1 protein-coding gene is annotated in these 2489 nt (G+C 67.9%); it reads left to right on the top strand.

Annotated elements, in window-relative coordinates; translation table 11 throughout:
- Positions 1–48 precede the first annotated feature (48 nt).
- On the top strand, positions 49–2489 hold a 2441-nt coding region (locus ABZT18_RS32060; protein ID WP_355253281.1), incomplete at its 3' end, for a condensation domain-containing protein.

A 2489-nucleotide genomic window follows, 5' to 3' on the forward strand; every position in this document is an offset into this window, starting at 1 on the left:
CGGTTGGCTGATGGTGCGGTGGAGTTCGTGGGCCGGGTTGATCATCAGGTGAAGGTTCGTGGTTACCGGATCGAGTTGGGTGAGATCGAGTCGGTGATCGGTGCGGTGACCGGGGTTAGTGATGTCGTGGCTCTAGTTCATGGCGACGAGTCGCGGCTGTTGGCTTTTTATGTGCCAGATGGTCCGGATGTTGGTTTGTCGGAGCGGGTGCGGCAGGAGTGTGCGAGTCGGCTGCCGGAGTACATGATCCCGGCGGATCTGGTGGTGGTGGAGTCGATTCCACTGAACGCCAACGGCAAGGTCGATCGGGCTGCTCTGGCGGCGTCGGTGACCGGTGGTGGGCGGGTGCACGTGGCCCCGCGTACCGATCTGGAACGACAGCTCGCGGAGATCTGGGCACGCGTCCTGAGCCTGGACACGGTCAGCGTCATGGACAGCTTCTTCGACCTCGGCGGTCACTCGATCAGCGCCATCGCTCTCGTCGGCGCGCTGCGTACGGCCGGGATCCCCGCGTCGGTGCGCGACGTCTTCCTGCACCGCACCGTCGCCGCGCTCGCCGCGAACCTTGAAGCGGCGCAGACCCCCGTCGCACCGGAGTTCCAGCCGGTGGCCCCGTTCGCGCTGCTCGACGACGCCGACCGGGCCGCCCTGCCCGCCGGCCTCACCGACGCCTACCCCATCGCCCAGGTGCAACTCGGCATGCTGGTCAAGACGATGGCCGACACCGAGCGGCACACCTACCACAACGTTTCAGCCTTCCCGATCCACGACGAGCTGCCGCTGGTCCCCGACGCGTTGCGCCGCGCCGTGCAGACCGTCGTCGACCGGCACGAGATCCTGCGTACGTCGTTCGACCTGAACGGCTACTCGGTGCCGCTGCAACTCGTGCACGCCGAGGTGCCGATCGAGGTGACCGAGCTCGACCTGCGTGGCCCGGACACCGAGGCTCGGATGAGCACCTTCATGGGCGCCGAACGGGCCAACCCGTTCGCGCCGGACCAGGCCCCGCAGATGCGCGTCGCCGGTGCGATCGGCGAGGGCAACGCCTGGTGGTTCGTACTCACCATGTCGCACGGCATCCTCGAAGGCTGGAGCCACCACTCCCTGCTGATGGAGATCCTGGACAACTACCGGCGGTTGCGGGACACCGGTGCTCCGGTGCCCGTCGACGCGCTGCCGGTGCGCTACGCCGACTTCGTCGCCGCGGAACTGGCCTCGCTGACGTCCGCCGAGGACGAGACGTACTGGCGGGGCGTCGTCGACTACCCCCGCTTCGCGTTGCCCACCGGGTGGGGCGCCCCCGAGTCCGACCCCCAGTTCCAGTGCGGCACCCGGGTGCCGCTGCACGACCTGCTCGATGGGCTCAAGGGCTTGGCCAGCAGCACCGGCACCGCACTGAAGAGCGTGCTGCTGGCCGCGCACCTGAAGGTGATGAGCCAGCTCACCGGCGAACCCGTCTTCACCAGCGGCCTGGTCTGCCACGGGCGGCCCGAGGTGACCGGCGCGGACCGGGTGTACGGCATGCACCTGAACACGTTGCCGATCGTGCACCGTGGTCCGGCTGCCACCTGGGCGGAGCTGATCCGGCAGGCCTTCGACGCCGAGGTGGAGCTGTGGCCGCACCGGCACTACCCGCTGCCGTCGGTGCAGCGGTTCGCCGACGGCGCCCGGCCCATCGAGATCCTCTTCAACTACCTCGACTTCGCGCAGGTCGACACCGAACGGGTCGGCTTCGACGACGCCGTCTACGAGGCGTCCAGTGAGTTCGACCTGCACGTCTCCACCCTGGACGGAACGCTCAGCATCCTCAGCAACCCCCACGTCGTCAGCTACCCCAACGTGCTGCGCCTAGGCGCGATGTACCGGGCGGTGTTGGAGGCGATGGTGGCGGATTCGGGTGGGGATGCGCGGGTGGTGTGTTTGCCGGTGGGTGAGGTGTCGGTGCTGTTGGCCGATGGCGGTGGTGCGGTGGAGCCGTTGTCGGGATCGGTGCTCGGGTGGGTTGAGGAGCAGGTGGCGGCGGTGCCGTCGGGTGAGGCCGTCAACGGGGTGACCTTCGCGGAGTTGGACGCGCGGGCGGTGGGTTTGGCGGGGTGGTTGGTCTCGCGGGGTGTTGGTCGTGGCGGTGTGGTGGGGGTGTTGCTGGATCGGGGTGCCGATCTGGTGGGCGCGATGCTTGGGGTGTGGAAGGCGGGTGCGGCGTTCGTGCCGTTGGACCCGTCGTATCCGGCCGGTCGGATCGGCTCGATCTTGGCAGATGCCGGTGTGTCTCAGGTGGTGACGTCGGCTCGTTATGCGGATCGGTTCCTGTCCGGGGTCGAGGTGTTGGTGGCCGAGCGGGCTGTGGTGTCGCAGCAGCCGGTGGTGTTGCCGGGTGTAGCGGATCTGGATGACTTGGCGTATGTGATTTTTACGTCGGGTTCGACGGGTCGGCCGAAGGGTGTGCAGGTTACGCATCGGGGTTTGGCGAATCATGTTCGCTGGGCGTC

It is taken from the genome of Micromonospora sp. NPDC005291 (assembly GCF_040607415.1).
GTDB lineage: Bacteria > Actinomycetota > Actinomycetes > Mycobacteriales > Micromonosporaceae > Micromonospora.